Source organism: Niveispirillum cyanobacteriorum (assembly GCF_002868735.1).
In the GTDB taxonomy this organism is placed as follows: Bacteria; Pseudomonadota; Alphaproteobacteria; order Azospirillales; family Azospirillaceae; genus Niveispirillum; species Niveispirillum cyanobacteriorum.
This window is the reverse complement of the sequence record NZ_CP025612.1, coordinates 992,712-1,008,484: the sequence shown is the minus strand read 5'-3', so window position 1 is coordinate 1,008,484 and position 15,773 is coordinate 992,712. Positions and strand designations below refer to the sequence as shown.

9 protein-coding genes and 2 pseudogenes are annotated in these 15,773 nt (G+C 60.2%); 9 read left to right on the top strand and 2 right to left on the bottom strand.

Annotated features, from left to right (window positions below; all coding sequences use genetic code 11):
• The first annotated feature begins 175 nt into the window (after nt 1–175).
• From C0V82_RS20100 to C0V82_RS20085, 4 genes are all read left to right on the top strand, one after another.
• A complete protein-coding gene (locus C0V82_RS20100; protein ID WP_102114162.1) occupies nt 176–2,056 on the top strand; it encodes a PD40 domain-containing protein in 1,881 nt (626 codons plus the stop codon).
• Nucleotides 2,057–2,395: 339 nt separating this feature from the next.
• Nucleotides 2,396–4,678 carry a TonB-dependent receptor gene (locus tag C0V82_RS20095; protein ID WP_102114161.1) on the top strand — a complete coding sequence of 761 codons (2,283 nt, stop codon included), beginning with the start codon at nt 2,396–2,398 and terminating at the stop codon, nt 4,676–4,678.
• Between the two features lie 88 nt (nt 4,679–4,766).
• On the top strand, nt 4,767–6,059 hold the full coding sequence (locus C0V82_RS20090; RefSeq protein WP_199772551.1) for an MFS transporter: 1,293 nt from the start codon (nt 4,767–4,769) through the stop codon (nt 6,057–6,059).
• A gap of 366 nt (nt 6,060–6,425) precedes the next feature.
• Nucleotides 6,426–9,251: a TonB-dependent receptor plug domain-containing protein gene (locus tag C0V82_RS20085; protein WP_102114159.1), complete on the top strand. Its 2,826-nt coding sequence runs from the start codon at nt 6,426–6,428 to the stop codon at nt 9,249–9,251.
• 49 nt (nt 9,252–9,300) lie between these two features.
• Here C0V82_RS20085 and C0V82_RS20080 read toward each other — a convergent pair.
• Both C0V82_RS20080 and C0V82_RS20070 read right to left on the bottom strand, forming a co-directional pair.
• Nucleotides 9,301–10,251: pseudogene (locus C0V82_RS20080) on the bottom strand (IS30 family transposase); the annotation flags it as partial.
• A 376-nt stretch (nt 10,252–10,627) separates the two neighbouring features.
• Nucleotides 10,628–11,325, bottom strand: a pseudogene (locus C0V82_RS20070) (transposase); the annotation flags it as partial.
• A 342-nt stretch (nt 11,326–11,667) separates the two neighbouring features.
• Between C0V82_RS20070 and C0V82_RS20065 the strand changes: the two are divergent.
• From C0V82_RS20065 to C0V82_RS20045, 5 genes are read left to right on the top strand one after another with little or no spacing between them, the layout of a single operon-like run.
• On the top strand, nt 11,668–12,237 hold the full coding sequence (locus tag C0V82_RS20065) for an NAD(P)H-dependent oxidoreductase (protein ID WP_158660076.1): 570 nt from the start codon (nt 11,668–11,670) through the stop codon (nt 12,235–12,237).
• Between the two features lie 15 nt (nt 12,238–12,252).
• Nucleotides 12,253–13,011, top strand: a complete 759-nt coding sequence (locus C0V82_RS20060; protein ID WP_102114155.1) for an ABC transporter permease — start codon at nt 12,253–12,255, stop codon at nt 13,009–13,011.
• Between the two features lie 13 nt (nt 13,012–13,024).
• Nucleotides 13,025–13,867 (top strand): ABC transporter permease, encoded by an 843-nt coding sequence (locus tag C0V82_RS20055; RefSeq protein ID WP_188595134.1) that lies wholly within the window; start codon nt 13,025–13,027, stop codon nt 13,865–13,867.
• A gap of 16 nt (nt 13,868–13,883) precedes the next feature.
• Entirely contained in the window at nt 13,884–14,675 is a 792-nt protein-coding gene (locus C0V82_RS20050) for an ABC transporter ATP-binding protein (RefSeq protein WP_102114154.1), read from the top strand.
• A gap of 31 nt (nt 14,676–14,706) precedes the next feature.
• Nucleotides 14,707–15,771 (top strand): ABC transporter substrate-binding protein, encoded by a 1,065-nt coding sequence (locus tag C0V82_RS20045; protein ID WP_102114440.1) that lies wholly within the window; start codon nt 14,707–14,709, stop codon nt 15,769–15,771.
• The last annotated feature ends 2 nt before the right edge of the window (nt 15,772–15,773 follow it).

Below are 15,773 nucleotides of genomic sequence, written 5' to 3'. Positions count from 1 at the left end.
TTCAATGGATTGGTTTTGGGTTGCGTCTCGTGACGGGTTCCTTTCGCCGACTTCCACTCCTCCCCATCTGCTCAAAATCAATCACCCCGAACGCACATACAGAACACGCCGGTTCTCGCATTGGATAGGGTGAGGTTCTGCAAGTTATGACGTCAGTCGCAACAGGAGCGGGATAATGGATAGAAGAAACTTCCTGGGAGGAATGCTGGCAGGTACGGTCGTTGCGCAGGCATCGGCGGTAATGGCAGCTACTGGTGGCAAAAAAGCTGTGATGCTGATGAACCGCATCGCCCCTTCCGTCTCCGAATTATTCATTGCCGATATTGATGGTGGCAATGAACGCAAATTCCTGGCGGATTCCGCCTACGATTACAACCCGATGTTCAGCCCGCTCGGCGATCTGGTTGTCTTTACATCCGAACGCAATGGCGATGGGCAGTCGGATATCTTTGTGGCCAAGTCCGATGGCACCGGCGTTCGGCCCTTGGTGGTGACCCCGTCCGTGGATGATGCCGGCGTTCTGTCGCCCGACGGATCGAAGCTGGCGTTCGTATCCACACGCAATGGCTATCGCGCCAATCTTTGGGTGCTGGATATTGCCAGCGGCAAGGTCCGGCAACTGACCGGCACCAAGGAGGTGCGCGGCAAGGATGGATTGCCCGATTGCTATTTCCGTCCAGCCTGGTCCCCGGACGGGCAATGGATCGCCTTTTCCAGCGACCGAGACACGCCCTGGCGGGGTCATCATGATGGGCGCGGCTGGGAACATACCCAGGAATTGAGCATTTATGTGATTAAGGCCGATGGTAGCGGCTTTCGCCAAGTGGCAACAAAGCTTGGCTTCTGTCTGGGGTCGCCAAAATGGTCACCCGACGGTCGGCGCGTCGTATTCTATGAAATGACGACAGAGGATACCTGGGGTGCCCGGCGCCCGGAATATACCGGAAAGGTGCATTCCCAGATCGTCTCTGTTGACGTGGCTACCGGTGACCGGGTGGAGCATACCACGGGCAACGGCCTGAAACTGACCCCACAATTCCTGTCGAACAGCGAGATTGGTTACTTGATCAAGGGTACGCAGGAGGAGGGATTGGCCTATACATCCGACCGCCCGCGCCTCAAGCGCTTTCTGCGTGCGCCCCATTGGTCGCCCGATGGCAAGTCCATCCTCTATGAAAAAACTAGCTTCAACCCAATCCGCCCCTTGTTCAAGCCGCTTTACAGTTGGGACAAGGATTGGGAATACCGCCATGTCGACGTCTTCCCCCTGATGTCGCGTGACGGCTGGATCGTCTTCACGGAGAAGCAGTTGGGCGAAAGTGCGGTTCTGATCATGCGGCCCGACGGGTCGGAAAAGCGCATGGTCTTTGACAGCCGCAACCGCGGCCTGGATGCGGACCGGGTGCGCAAGGGCCTTGCTGGGGCGTTCCAGCCCTGCTGGTCGCCGGATGGTGAATGGATTGCTTTCGGCCTGGGTTATTGGTTCGCACAGCGTGACCGGGAAACGGCTGCTATCTGGCGTGTACGTCGCGATGGGTCGGGCGCTGAGCAACTGACGGATGGTTCCATCCATTCCGGCTTCCCCAGCTATTCTGCGGATGGCAAAGAGATTGTTTTCCGCGTGTGGAGCGAGAAGGAAAAGGGCCTGCGTATCCTGAACCTGGAGACGCGCCAGATCCGGGTGTTGACCGAAGGTTATGACAACCTGCCCGGCTGGTCGCCCGACGGCAAGCGGATCGTCTTTACCCGCAAGGGGGCTGACGGTAATTTCGATATCTACACCATCCGCCCCGACGGTAGCGACCTGTTCCGTGCCACCACGCACGGTTCCAGCGATGGCCACGCCGTCTGGTCCAATGATGGCCGTATCCTATGGAGCGGTTCGCAGCATGGTTTCCGCGACGAAGCCCCGCTCTACGACAATACGTTCCAGCAATATGGCCAAATCTATGTGATGAACGCCGATGGAACGGATAAGAAGATCGTGACGGACAGCAAGTGGGAGGACAGTATGCCGCTCTACCTGCCCACTGGCGCGGTTCCACAGCCACGCTAACGTTCTGGCATCGCTGAACTTATCACCCCGCCCTCCCGGCATTCGATCGGGAGGGCGGTTTGCTTTCGGGCTGTCTGTGGACCGTGGTTCCCGGGATTTTCGCGTACCCGAACCGTTCACCCGCCGTCCTAAAACTTATCATACCGAACATGGATTGATGACCCTTGCTGGCCTGCCTGCCAGCTATGGTCAAGACGTCGCAAGGGGCGGGTTTCAACCACCGTCGCCCGCATTTCCCACAGACCATCTTCATGGGAGCGATCAGCAAGGGTCGGCGCGGGACAAAGGTTCCACAGCCCAACATGAAGTCTTCAAGAAAAGACAATCGGGAGGAAAGTAATGAATTCGCAGCATCGTCGGCGCCGCGTCGCCGCGCGCATGTCATACCGTTTTCTGATGCTGGCCGGTGCGTGCCTGACGTCCGGCTGGGTGTCGCCTTCCCTGGCCGATACCAGCAGTAATGCAGAGGCTGCCCCCGGTGTGCTGGAGGAAATCGTGGTCACGGCGCAGAAGCGCGCCGAGAATGTGCAGGAAGTCCCCATTGCCATCAGTGTCATCGGCACCGACATGCTGGGTGATGCCGGGGCCTCGGGCACAGTGGAACTGAAGAATGTCGTTCCGGCGCTCAACATCACCACGGGTGTTGGCGGCTTCGGCTTACCGCGTATCCGTGGTATCGGCGCCTCCGGCCAGGGGCCGGGCATCGAGAACCCGGTAGCCGTTGTGGTCGATGGCGTCTATCACGGTGCCGCCTTCGGCGTGCTGCAGTCGCTGTTCGACACGGCCCAGGTCGCCGTACTGAAAGGTCCGCAAGGCACGCTGTTCGGCCGCAACGCCACTGGCGGCGTTATCCAGGTCACCACTTATGAGCCTGGCTTCGACCCGCATGGCAAGGCCATCCTGGAATATGGCAACTATGACACGAAGCGCGGTGCCGCCTTCGTGACCGGCGGCATTACCGAAACGCTGGCCATCAGCCTGTCGGGCCAGTACGAAAAGCGTGATAAAGGCTTTGGCACCAATGTCGTAACCGGCAATGATGTGCAAGATGGCGATACCTGGGCCGGACGCCTCAAGCTGAAATGGCTGGCTACCGAGGATACGACGGTGTTGTTGTCGGGCGATTTCATGGGGCGCGACGCCTCTGAACCCGCGTTCCGCAATTTCGGGCTCAATACGCTGGGGCAGAACATCCCGCAATTGATCATCAACGCGGGTGGCGACCCCGCCAATGACATTTACAGCGATATGGACCCGCTGTTGACGGCCCGCCAGAAGGGCGGCAGCATCACCATCAACCATGATTTCGGTGGTGTGGAGCTGAAGAGCATCACGGCCTACCGCGACACAAAGCTGCGTACCCTGTTCGATCCGGATGGCACGGCGCTGGCCCGCCTTCGCATCGACAATCACAATTTTGATGAACAATTCACCCAGGAACTGGATCTGCTGTCCACAGATGATGGTCCACTGACCTGGGTGCTGGGTGGCTTCTATATGTGGAATTCGGCGGGGCAGGAGCCGGGACGGACCACCGGCCTGCTGACCTTCGGCGGCAATGGCTATAGCGATGTGATGACCGATGTGCGCCTCAACTCGATCTCCGGTTTCGCGCAGACTTCCTATGCAGTCAGCGACGATACCAAGATTACGGGCGGTCTGCGTTATACCCATGATGAGCGGACGTTCGAGGCCTACAGCGTCGAGTATAACGGCAATACGCGGACCACAACGCGCGGTGCCCTCCAATCGGACAGCCGCACCTTCTCCAAGGTGACTTGGCGCTTGGCGCTGGATCACCAGTTCACGCCCGATGTCATGGGCTATGTTAGCTATAATCGCGGTTTCCGCAGTGGCACCTTCGTTCCGCAGGCTAACCCCATCATTGTCTTGGAACCGGAAGTGGTCGATGCCTACGAGGTGGGGTTGAAGACCGATCTGTTCGATGGGATCGCCCGCCTGAACGTCGCCGCCTATTTCTATGATCAGACGAATGTGCAGGTTCAGCAGGTCATTTCCGGTACCAACAGCATCTACAATGCCGATGGGGCAGAGACCTATGGCGTGGATGCGGACCTGACCGTACAGGTCACCGACAATTTCCGTGTCTTTGGTGGTCTGGGCTATACCCATGCCCGCTACACGGATTTCACCAACGCCATCATCTCCGTACCCTATCCACTGACATCCAGTTTCGTCATTCCAACCGGTCAGACCTGCCGCGGTACGTTCGGCAATCCCCGGACGCAGCTTGGCGGCAACTGTCTGATCATCGGTGATGCCAGTGGCAACAAGTTGCAGAATACGCCCGCGATCACGGCCAATTTCGGCGGATCGCTTGAGATCCCGACGGAGATCGGATCCTTCACCTTCTCGGGCAATTACTATTACAATGACGGCTATGTCGGGACCGCCGACGAGCGTGTCGTCCAGGACAGCTATGATTTGGTCAGTGGTTCTGTGACTTGGCACAACCCCACGAAATCCTATTTCGTGAAGCTTTGGGCCCAGAACCTGACCAACTCCCACTATTTCGCACAGATCGGCGCCACCAATTCCGGCGACAATGGTACGCCCGGCGCACCGCGCACCTTTGGTCTGACCATCGGCGCGGATTTCTGATCACTGCTTGACGTTATGGCGGGACGGGACTGATGACCTGTTCCGCCGGTTCGTGGGAGGATTACACCGCAGTTCAGGGAGAAGAAAATTGGAAGATACAAAGAGGACCCCACCCGGCAAGGGCGAGGCGTTCCCGATACGGCAGTGGATAATTCTGGCCCTCCTGGCCATGGGCGCCTTGATTGCATTTGTTGACCGCATCAACATTTCGGCTGCTCTGACCGTAGAGCCGTTCAAACAGCATTTTCAGCTTTCCGACGTGGATCGCGGCTGGATCAATTCCGCCTTCTTCTGGTCCTATGCCCTGTTTCAGGTGCCGATGGGCTGGGTGGTGGACCGGTTCGGGGTGAAGAAACCTTATGCGATCTGTTTCACCGTTTGGTGCGTGGCCTCCGCCTTGATCGGGTTGATGCCAGCACTATGGGGGCTGATCCTGATGCGCCTGATCATCGGTGCGGCGGAGGCGGTGGTGGTCCCGGCTTCCTATCGATGGATCCGCACGAATTTCACGGCGGAAAACAGCGGGACAGCCGTCGGACTCTATATGCTGGGTGCGAAATTCGGACCAGCCATCGGGGCGCCGCTTGCGGCCTGGCTGATCGTTACGTTCAATTGGGAACTGATGTTCATCATCACCGGCCTGACCGGTCTGCTATGGCTGGTGCCCTGGCTGCTGCTGGCCCGTGATGGCGGGAAGGCGGAGACGGCAACGCCGTCACAGCAGAAGAAGGCCCCCGATGTTCCATTCCGATCCATTCTGTCCAGTCCCCTGATCTGGAGCACGCTGGTCGTCTATTTCTGTTACAATTACTTTACCTTCTTCTGCATGACCTGGATGCCCGCATATCTTGTTGAACAGCGGGGTCTGTCGCTGAAGGAGATGGGGCTTTACACCTTCTTCAGTTTCATGGGGATTGCCATTGTGGCCCTGGTGTCGGGTTGGGCCGCTGACCAGTTGATCAAGCGCTATGGGCGCACAGTTTTGATCCGTAAGGTCTTTGTCGTTGCGGGCTTCGCCATGGCCAGTACGGTTCTGCTGGGCGCTCATGCCGACAGTGTCGAGGAGGCGCTGTTCTGGAATGTGGCCTCCCTATCCGGCCTGGGCCTGACGACGGCTAACAATCTCGCCCTGTGCAGCCTGACCCTGATCCCGGCACCTATTGTGGGGCGCGTGAAAGGTATTCAGAATGTCGCGGTTGCCCTTGCGGGCATTGTCTCCCCCTTGATGACGGGTTGGCTGCTGCACGCGACCGGATCGTTTGCCGCCCCCATGACCCTGATCTTTGCCTTTCTGGTCTTGGGCGCGCTGACCGTGGTTTTCCTGCTGCGCGCTGAATGGGCGCCCCGGATTGCGGGCGAGGGTCCGGTACATTTGACGTAATTCCAAGGGTCATAATTTATGGCCCCATAATTTATGACCCTTGGGACGGCGTCGACCGCTGCCGCGCCGCACGTGCGGCGTAGCCAAGCCAGCGGATGCTGGCGCCGGCGATTGAGGGGCAAGAAAGATTGACCAAAGGTCAAAGTTTCATGCCGCGGGTATAATGTGATAGCGGGGATGGGGCCCCATCCCCGCTATCACTAAACCAATAAGCTGTATGACCAAATCAATCAGTCAAAATTGATATTTGGGATTAGATAAATTCACTGCTGATGAAACGGCCAGAGTAAATAATAAGGCCAAATCCGCATAACCGCCCCTGCATGATGACAGATGATTGGCGGATAAACAAATATCCTGGAGGAGATGTCGATGCGGTTCCTGGCCTCTGCGCTACTGTCCGGCGCAAGCGCGCTCATTATCACTCACGCTGTCGCGGCCCAGACGGCGGCGGGTCAAGCCGAGATCCTGGAAGAGGTGATCGTCACCGGCTCCCGCGTCATCAAGGATGGCGCCAACAGCCCGTCGCCGGTGACGGTGATCGGTACCGACGATCTGCTGACCACGCAGCCCGGTGCCACCCTGGCAGAAGCGCTGAACAGCCTGCCGGTCTTCTCCGGTTCACGCGGGTCGGCCAGCAACCCGACAACGGTCGGCAGTGCCGCCGGTGGCAATGGTTCCGCCAACCAGTTGAACCTGCGCAATATCGGCCCCACCCGTACGCTGGTACTGATGGATGGCAAGCGCGTACCGCCGACGCTGTTCAATGGTGTGGTGGATGTCGATATCATCCCGCAATTGCTGGTGGAACGGGTTGATGTGGTGACCGGCGGTGTATCCGCAGTCTATGGCTCCGATGCCATGACCGGCGTCGTCAACTATGTCATCAACCGCAAGCTCCAAGGGCTGCGCGCCGATGTTTCCTATGGTGTGTCCGAGCAGGGTGACGCCACAAAGTTCAACACTGCCATGGCCTATGGCACGGATATCAACGACAGAGTCCATGTCGAGTTCAGCTATGAGTATCGCGACGAGGGCGGGATCGATAACCGGACCGACCGCGATTGGCTGAATCAGGTCGGTGTCACGGGGGCGGGCACCGCGGCCAGCCCCTATTTCCTGCAGACCAACCTGCGGCAGAAGGACTTTCCCTTTGGCGGTTTGATCACCACGGGTGCTCTGGCGGGGCAGGTGTTCAAGACCAACGGCGCTCTGTCACCCTTCGTTGCCGGTACAGCGACCGGCACTTCCGCCATCCAGATCGGTGGCGATGGCGGCTATTGGGATAGCGGTCTGATTGCGCAGTTGGAAGGTCATCAGCTTTTCGGCCGCCTGGATCACGACGTCACCGACGATATCCATGCCTATGCGCAATTATCCGGGACGTTCAAGACGAATAGTTCCTATGCCGAAACGAACCAGTTAAATGGCGTTGCCATCAGCCGGACCAATGCCTTCCTGTCGCCCCAGATCCAGGCTTTGATCCCGGCCAATCAGCCAACCTTCCGCTTCAGCAAGTTCATGGCGGATGTCCCGCGCATCCAGGCCGTTTCGGATTCAGAACAAATCATCGCTACGACCGGCTTCGATGGAAGGGCCGGGGGTATCAACTGGGCCATCGACTATACCCATGGCGAAGCGGTGCTGGACACCGACTTGAACAATGTCATCAACCGACAGAAGCTGTGGTCGGCGTTGGATGCTGTCGTCAATCCGGCCAATGGCCAGACGGTTTGCAATATCACATTGACCAACCCTGCCTTGGCCAATGGGTGTGTGCCGTTGAATGTTTTCGGTCCCAATGCGTCGGCGGCGGAGGCAATCGGCTATGTCACCGATACGATCGCATACCATTCCAAAACGGTGATGAACGACATTGCCGGTCAGGTGGGCGGAAGCCCGTTTGATACCTGGGCCGGCCCCGTCAATGCCGCCCTGTCGGCAGAATGGCGCAAGGTTTCCTTCAGTTCCGAAAGCGGTGCCGCACCCAGCGATGTGGTGGACTGTACCGGCATCCGCTTCAACTGTACCGCCGGTACGCAATTGACGGAATCCGTGTTCGGCGAAACGGCCGGGGTTAGCCAGACCGTGTATGAGGCAGCGGTGGAGTTCGATGCACCGCTTCTGGTCGACAGCGTGCTGGCGAAATCACTGAACGTCAATGGTGCTGCACGCTATACCCATTACAATACCAGCGGCACCTATTGGACCTGGAAGCTGGGCATTGACTGGCACGTGACGGATGAGGTCCGTTTGCGTGGAACGCGGTCGCGCGATATCCGGGCACCCACCCTTTATGACCTGTTCTCTCCCACCACGATCATTCCTGTGCGCCCGACGGACTTGCTGACGGGTCTCAGCCCGACGACGCCGCAGGTGGATGAAGGCAATCCGGACCTGACGGCGGAGATCGGCAATACCGTAACGGCCGGCATTGTCTGGCAGCCCAGTTCTGATCTGAACATCGCGGTGGACGGTTATCGGATCCGGATTTCCGATGCCGTGACGCAGATCGCCGGTTCCACTCCAGCATACCAGCAGGCTTGCTACGCCAGTGGCGGCACCTCACCCTATTGCCTGCTCCAAGAACGGCCCAATGGCTTCGCCGACCGGTCTGCTGCCAACGCGGTCACCCGTTGGCTGACCAAGAACATCAACCTATCGGAGATCGAGACCTGGGGCATCGACACGGAACTGAACTATTCGGCCGAGCTGCTCGATCGGCCGATGATGTTCCGGGTTCTGGCCGCCTGGCAGCCGCATGTCTATTACCGGCAGCCCAACGTGGCGACGTTGGATCAGGGCGGGGTTGCCTTTGGTCCGCTGGGCCTGGCGGCTACGCCATCCGTGCGCCTCTCTGCCTTCTTCCGGTTCCAGCCGGTGGAGAATGTCACGGTCGATATTTCCCAGCGCTGGCGTAATGCCATGAAGCTGGGTGGCGATCCCAGCCAAGTCTGGGTGAAGAACCGTATCGGTGCCTTCGCCACCACGGGTATCAATGTGGCTTGGGATACCAGTACTGCTTTCGGCAATCTGCAGATCTATGGCAATGTCCAGAATGTGTTCGATGCCACGCCGCCAATCGGCGGCTTCTCCGGCAACGGCACGCGCGCCGGGTTGCGTGACGGCTTCGCACTGGGCGATGATCCCAGGGGGCGCTACTTCACGGCGGGTGCGAAGATCCGTTTCTGAATCTTATTTCGATGTGCGGCGCCAAGCGATCAAATTGATACTGAAGCAGAGCGAGGTCCGTGCCCTTGGGGAGATACTGGCGTAACAGCCCATTGCTGTTCTCGTTGGTCCCGCGTTGCCATGGGCTATGCGGATCACAGAAATAGACCGGCAGATCGGCAAGAACCTTCAGATCCGCGTGCCGCGCCATTTCAGCCCCCTGACCCCAGCATAAAGATCGCCGGAGATGGTGAGGAAGTTTGATAATGGTTCGTGCGATGGCGTCACGCACAGCTTCGGCGTTATGGCTGGCAAGGGCGGGACGGTTCTTCGTCCGTGCCCCTTCGCCGTGGCCCGGCATCGCTGGCAGATGCAACAGCATTGTGAAACGGGTCGTTCTTTCGACCAGGGTGCCAATGGCAGAACTGTTCAGCCCGGTGACCAGGTCACCCTCCCAATGGCCAGGAACGGCGCGGTCATCGGCTTCGGCTGGGCGTTCGCTGATCATGATTTCAGGCGTGACGAAGGATCTTCCGCGACAGCCGGCCGGGCCTGGGGCACGCGTAGCGCCCGGCCGCCACGATTGTCTGCGCCCATGGCGCCGCCCTTTCCAGGGCGCCTGTGGCCCAGCGACCTTGCCTCCATCTGATCGCTGGACCAGGCCGGCAAGGTGTTCTTGCGCATAGTGTCGCAACCGCTCGTTCGAGGCCAGCTTCGCGATCTTGGGCCGGCGCGCTGCTCGTTCTGCATGCCACTGGGCTGTGGTTGCCCGATACTCAAACCCGCCCGAGCGCGTCGCCTCATTGCGACGGACCTCGCGGGATATCGTCGAGGGGGATCGTTTCAGATGCCGTGCAATCGCTCGCAAGGCACATCCCCGCGCCAGCATCAGCCCAATCTCCTCCCGAGCTGGCAAGGATAGATAGCGTCCGACCGGACAAGGGGTCGACGGTGAAAGATGTGTAGGGGGCATGCCGCCAGCGTCGCGAAACCATCTGGAGCCGACAGGCGCTGATACCCCACAACCTCTATGGCGGCGTCTTCACTGGCCCCCACACTGCTGGAGCGGGCAGACCGGTCGGGATCGTCATTGGCTGCCCATACGGACAGGGCAGTAACGGGTCCGACTCCCGGAACCCCCATAAACCGGCGGCAGACCTCCGAGGCTTTGGCTTGACGCATCAGGTCGCGATCAAGGTCACGGATCCGACCCTGGATCTCAGCGCGGGCTTTCAGCAGCGTCTCGACCAGCCGGCTCAACTCCGGGCTGGTGTTCAGTTCGCCGGAAATGAGTTCCTCTGCCCGCTTCATGAAACTGCCCACCCACTTGCCGAACAGGATGCCGAAGGTCTTCAGCAGACCGCCGATCTGGTTGTCGATATCATCCCGCATGCCGAATCGGCGCGGCATTTGACCTCCTTGTTCAGCCGTTCCAGCGTGTTAGTTGAATGCTGTTTTGTGCGGTGCTGGGCGGGAACGCCCATATAGGCCAGCACGTCACGCTCGCTGGCATCCATGAAAGCCGCCAGCTTGGGTGATCGATCGCGCATCTGGTCGGCGACATGACGGAAGGTTTTGTGGGCGTCATCGGCGTCGGGCTGGAGAAAGGCCTGACGCAGGGCGGCGGCGGCCTTCAGCCCTTCATGGGCGTCAGAGATGATCAGATTCACGCCCTTCAGGCCACGGGTCTTGAGAGACTTCAGGAAATCGCTCCAAATGATCTCGGCTTCCGAGGGACCGATATGCAGGCCAAGCGCCGGGTGGATACGCCACCGATCCAGGCCTCCTGGATCACCACCACCAGGGCCTTCTCACTGGTCTTGCGGGCTTCCAGGAAGGCCCGAAAACAACTGCTTTGCCGGAATTTGGGGATGCGCAGGTTCGACGTTCCCAGCCGCGTGTCCAGCGCCCGGTCCCGGTAACCGTTGCGGTAATTCAGCCGCTCGGGATGACGTTCATGACGCCCGGCACCGACATGGCCGTCAATGTCGGCTTCCATCAACATCTGCAATACCGTTTCCGCCACTGCACGCAGAAAATCACCCTCGCCGGCCTTCTGAAGAAGATCGGTCATCGCCATACTGTCATCGGTGATTGGTTGGGTCGTTGGCGCTTGAGGAAGTGTCGCAACTCCACTCTGGCCGATCTCGCCAATGATCACCCATTGCAGCGCCGCAAACGGCTTTTGTTGGGGCATGCCCCCCAAAAGCCCGTCAGTGAATTTCCACCACCAGCGTGGATGTTAACATGCAACTCTCGAATGGACCGGCTGGTGCTTGGCTGTTGCTCAACCAACAAATAAACAAATTTTGCATGTTGAACTGAAAATTTCACAAGTCTAAACCTCCAAGTTTCGGTCTTCGCCGCTATACTGGCAGGTATGGCATGATATTTGCCAATACGCTCCATGGCATTACCGCCCACCATGGAGGTTCCCATGCGTATCGTCGGCCTATCCGGCAGCTTGTCCCGCCAGTCGCGCACCACCACGCTGGTGGAGGATATGGTCTGTCGCTTGGCCGCACAGCTGGGACCCGCCCAGACAAGGCTGGTGGAGGTGGCAGCATTGGCCCCGGCCCTGGCCGGGACGTTGCACCCGCGCGATGCGCTGCCGGCGCTGTACAACGCTTTCGCTGCGTTGCGTACCGCCGATATCCTGGTGGTCGGCACGCCGGTTCAGAAAGGGTCCTACACCGGACTGCTGAAGCATTTCCTGGACCTGCTGGACCCGGATGATCTGGCCGGAAAGACCGTAGTGCTGGCCGCCACCGGGGCGGCGGCGGACCCGCTGTCGATCATTGATCATCAGCTGCGGCCGCTTTTCGCCTATTTCGGCACGCATACGGTGCCTACAGGCCTGTTCGCCCGGGATGGGGATTTTCAGGTCGATGTCGATGGCAGCTACGGCTTGTCCTCAGCGGCATTGCTGGCCCAGGCGGATCGCATTGCCGATGAAGTGGCACGGCTGACGCGTGGAACGCTGGTCGGCGTTCCGGTCGTGGCTTGAGGGGGAGGCGAGAGGATGAGATCGACCCTTCAACAACGGCTTCTGCCATTACTGGTTCCCGGACTGATCCTGGCCGCCTGGCTCGCGGCCACCAGTGGGGATGATTTCACGGCTCAGGTGTTGGTGCCACCCGTTGCCGTTCTGGATAGTTTCAACGAGCTGCTGGCCAGCGGCGAACTGGCAGACCATCTGCGCGCCAGCCTGTCACGGCTGCTGCTGGGCTTTGGCATCGGTTCGGGCTTGGGATTGGGCTTTGGCATTCTGCTGGCCCGGTCTGCCCTGGTGAACGACTTTGCCGGCCCGTTTTTTCAGGCGGTGCGACAGGTGCCGTCCATCGCCTTTCTGCCCATGCTGATCCTGCTGCTGGGTGTGGATGAGGGGTTCAAGCTGGCCATCGTCGCTAAGGCCGCTTTCTTCCCCGTGGCTTTGGCCACCCATGATGCGGTCAAGGGCATTTCAAAGGGATGGCTGGAAGTCGCCGCCATTTACCGCCTGTCGCCGATACGCGTGCTGTTTCGTCTGATCCTGCCCGCCACGGTGCCGCCGGTGCTGACGGGCCTGCGTCTGGGACTGACGCGCGCCTGGATCGTGCTGGTCGCGGCAGAGCTTATGGCGGCGGAGAATGGCATCGGCCAGATGATGGAGATGGGCCGCCAGATGTTCCGCATCGACACGGTGATGGTCGGGGTGGCCCTGACCGGCCTGATCGGGTTTGCCCTGGATCAGGGCGTGCGGCTAGCCGAACGCCGGCTGGTCCGCTGGAAAGCGGTTTGAGGAGGGTTGGAACATGTCACTGATCGCTGAATTCCCGCCCACCTCTTTCGTTTATGCCGACCGGATTGAAGATCATGATCCGCCGCCGGCCTGGCTGGTCGCTCTGGTCAAGCGGGCGCGCGGTCTGGTGCTGCCGCTTCTGCTGGCTGCCGCCTGGCATTGGGCGTCCAGCATCGATGCCAGCATGGCTTATGCCTTTGTGCCGCTGGATCAGGTCTGGGATCGGCTGTTGCAATTGCTGTCGACCGGCGAACTGGCGATCAATGCCGGGTCCAGCCTCGGGCGCGCCTTGACCGGTCTGGTGCTTGGAGGCCTATCTGGCATCCTGCTCGGCAGCCTGATGGCAGCTTTCCCGGTGGTGGAGCGGTTGTTCGGACCGCTGTTGCAGGCTTTCCGGCAGGTCCCATTGCTGGGCTGGCTGCCCTTGGTCGGCCTGTGGCTGGGCAGCGGAGAGGAAGCAAAGCAGTTGCTGGTCGCTGTCGCCGCCTTCCACCCGCTGCTGCTCAATTCATATGAGGGCTTTGCCCAGGCGGAGAAGAAGCATCTGGAGGTAGGGCGGGTACTGATGCTGTCCCGCTGGCGAACCCTCCGCTTCATCCTGCTGCCGACAGCCTTGCCGTCAATCCTGACTGGCGTGGGCCAGGCGCTGGCCTTTGCCTGGATTTCCACCATCGGCGTGGAACTGCTGTTCGGCACAGGGGCTGGACTGGGGTCCCTGATGCATACCGCACAGATGGCGGGCGACATGGGTGTCGTTCTGCTGTGCGTCATCTCCATCGGCCTGATGGGTTATTGCCTGAACCTGATCCTGTCGCTGGTCCGCGCGCGTCTGCTGCGCTGGCGCGTCACCGGCTGAACCCTGGAAGGTAATCATGAACGCCATCATTGATCCGCGCAGCGTCGAGGTGGACAGCGCGCCCGCCGCCGGTGGCCTTGCTATCCGGCATGTCGACAAGGCCTTTGATATCGACGGACGCAAACTGTCGGTGCTGGAAGATGTCAGCCTGACCATCGCGCCGGGACAGTTTATCTCCATCGTCGGGGCCAGTGGTTGCGGCAAGTCCACCTTGCTGCGCCTGATCGCCGGGCTGGAGCGGCAGGATAGCGGTGACATTCTGCTGGACGGGGTGCCCGTGGCTGGGCCGGGGCTGGACCGTGGCCTGATTTTTCAGGATCATCGGCTGTTTCCCTGGCTGACCGTTGAACAGAATGTGCTGCTGGCCTTGTCCAACAGTGACGAGGCGGCCACCGACAAGCGCGCTCGGGTGGCCAGCCTCCTGACCCTGGTGGGGCTGGACGGGTTTGCCCAGGCCTTTCCACATCAGCTGTCCGGTGGCATGGCGCAACGGGCCGCCATTGCCCGTGCCCTGGCCCCCCAGCCACAGGTGCTGCTGCTGGATGAACCGCTGGGCGCACTGGACGCCTTGACCCGGCTGCGTCTGCAATCGGAATTGCAACGCATCTGGCTGACCCAGCGCAGCACCATGGTCATGGTGACCCATGACGTCGATGAGGCGCTGTTCCTCGGCGACGTCATTGTCGTCATGCAGCCGGGTCGTATCGCCCGCGTCCTGCATGTACCCAACGCCCACCCGCGCGACCGAGACGACCCGGCCCTGGTGCCGCTGAAGGCTGAAATCCTTTCCTTGCTGCATGCCGGCTGATGCCGCGCGACCCTTCTTCAGGAAACAGATCATGACCCTTGCCGCCCCGGCCAATATCGACACGCTCTGGTACACCCGCTGTTCCGTGCCCACACCGTTTGGGCTGGCGGCACAGTTCGCGTGGTTCGAACAGGAATTCGCCCCCGATGGCATCATCGTCAAGGCGTTGCGGGAATCTGCCGACCCGGCGGAGCAGGAATCCCATTTCACCCATTCACTACGCCATTCCTTCCGCCAAGGCGGATCGGTTCCGCCCATCTGGGCACGGGGGCAAGGGGTGCGGACCAAGGTAATCGGCATCACCTGGACCGATGAATATCAAGCCATCATCGCTCTGCCGCAATCGGGCATCCGTTCTGTGCGTGATTTGCGCGGTCGCCGGGTGGGCATCCCCCATCATGGCAGTCTGGTTGATCATAACCGTATCTCCACCCTGCGGGCGTTTACCGTGGCGCTGGAGACGGAAGGCTTGAGCCTCCGCGATGTGGAACTGAAGGACTTGGCTGATACGGCGGTGCCGTTGGCCAATGATCCCCGTGCCCCTGATGCCACGGTGACCTTTGCCGGTCGCCGCCGTCGCCATTCCTATACGAACGAGGTCTATGCCCTGGTTCGGGGCGAGGTGGACGCCGTTTACGTCAAGGATGTGCGCGGGGCGGAGGTGACACAATTGCTGGGCGCAGGGATCATTTTTGATCTGGGCTTCCATCCTGACCCCTATATACGCGTGTCCAACTGCACCCCGCGCCCGCTGACCGTGAACGAAGAGACGATTGAGAACCATCCCGAGATCGTCAGCCGGTTTCTGCGTCAGGTCGTGAAGGCCGGAGAGTGGGCGGCCCTGCATCCCGACGATGCCACGGCGCTGGTGGCGCGGGAGACTGGCTGGTCTGAGCGTTGGCTGCGCCGTGCCTATGGGGAGCAGTTGCACAGGTCGCTGTCGGTGGAGCTGTCGGAAGACAGCATCAAGGGACTGGGGGTCTTCAAGGACTACATCGCCTCCATCGGGGCGCTGGACCAAGACTTCAACATTCATGACTGGATCGACCCGCGCCCGCTGGCCGAGGTGCAGGCCCGCATCCGGACCGCAGCGTAAGG

Excerpts from the sequence above, each read along its gene's own strand:
- C0V82_RS20100 (WP_102114162.1), top strand. The coding sequence starts at position 176 with ATGGATAGAAGAAACTTCCTGGGAGGAATGCTGGCAGGTACGGTCGTT.
- C0V82_RS20095 (WP_102114161.1), top strand. The coding sequence starts at position 2,396 with ATGAATTCGCAGCATCGTCGGCGCCGCGTCGCCGCGCGCATGTCATAC.
- C0V82_RS20085 (WP_102114159.1), top strand. The coding sequence starts at position 6,426 with ATGTCGATGCGGTTCCTGGCCTCTGCGCTACTGTCCGGCGCAAGCGCG.
- C0V82_RS20065 (WP_158660076.1), top strand. The coding sequence starts at position 11,668 with ATGCGTATCGTCGGCCTATCCGGCAGCTTGTCCCGCCAGTCGCGCACC.
- C0V82_RS20060 (WP_102114155.1), top strand. The coding sequence starts at position 12,253 with ATGAGATCGACCCTTCAACAACGGCTTCTGCCATTACTGGTTCCCGGA.
- C0V82_RS20055 (WP_188595134.1), top strand. The coding sequence starts at position 13,025 with ATGTCACTGATCGCTGAATTCCCGCCCACCTCTTTCGTTTATGCCGAC.
- C0V82_RS20050 (WP_102114154.1), top strand. The coding sequence starts at position 13,884 with ATGAACGCCATCATTGATCCGCGCAGCGTCGAGGTGGACAGCGCGCCC.
- C0V82_RS20045 (WP_102114440.1), top strand. The coding sequence starts at position 14,707 with ATGACCCTTGCCGCCCCGGCCAATATCGACACGCTCTGGTACACCCGC.